Here is a 766-nt window from a genome sequence, read left to right on the forward strand (position 1 = left end):
CTCAGACGCGGGTGAACCGGTTCGTGTTCCTCAACCTTCCAATACTTCAGCCTCGGGAACCATCTTGGCGTAACGGCTTCGCCTCAATCCCCTTTACCTGCGGGCTACGTCACCCTGCCAGTTGACGACAGGTCACCGCCGCTTGGGCTCATGTCCCCTCGCAGCAGGGGACAGGCAAATCTCCACATCCTCCTTTCTCTTTGCATTCCAGTCATATGCACCCCGGACCATCCGGGACGAGGCGCACCGTAGGTGAAGTCCGAAACCCAGAGCCTGTTCGGCGCCGGAGCCCTGAACTGACGGTTCACACGGTCGAGCGGACTGGGTGCCGACTTGTCCGGGAACGTCGTCTTTACCGGCTTGCCACGGATGATCCCCTGAAGGCCCATGGACCGCATGAGCCGGGCCACCGTGCAGCGGGCTACATCGAAGCCTTCCCGCTGCAATTGCCTCCAGACCTTGCGCACGCCATAGACCCGGAAGTTCTCCTCGAAGACACGGCGGATCTCGACCTTCAGAGCGGTATCGCGACGGGCGCGGACTGAAAGCCTGTCCACGTCCTCACGCTTGGCGATGTTCTCGTAATAGGTCGATGGGGCAATCGGCAGCAGCCTGCAAATCGGCTCGATCCCAAACACACCTCGGTGTTCTTCGATGAAGGCAATCATCGCTTCAGTGGGCGGTCGAGCTCCGCCTGGGCAAAATACGCAGACGCCTTGCGCAGGATCTCGTTGGCCTGACGAAGCTCACGGTTCTCCCGCTCCAG

The 766-nt window shown here is 61.0% G+C and carries 1 pseudogene and 1 other annotated feature; the pseudogene reads right to left on the reverse strand.

From position 1 onward, the window contains the following. Positions 1 to 248 precede the first annotated feature (248 nt). Positions 249 to 766, reverse strand: a pseudogene (locus tag OA90_RS27855) (IS3 family transposase); the annotation flags it as partial. Further along, positions 594 to 710, reverse strand: a sequence feature (AL1L pseudoknot). It overlaps the preceding pseudogene by 117 nt.

This window comes from Labrenzia sp. OB1 (assembly GCF_001624695.1).
In the GTDB taxonomy this organism is placed as follows: Bacteria; Pseudomonadota; Alphaproteobacteria; order Rhizobiales; family Stappiaceae; genus Roseibium.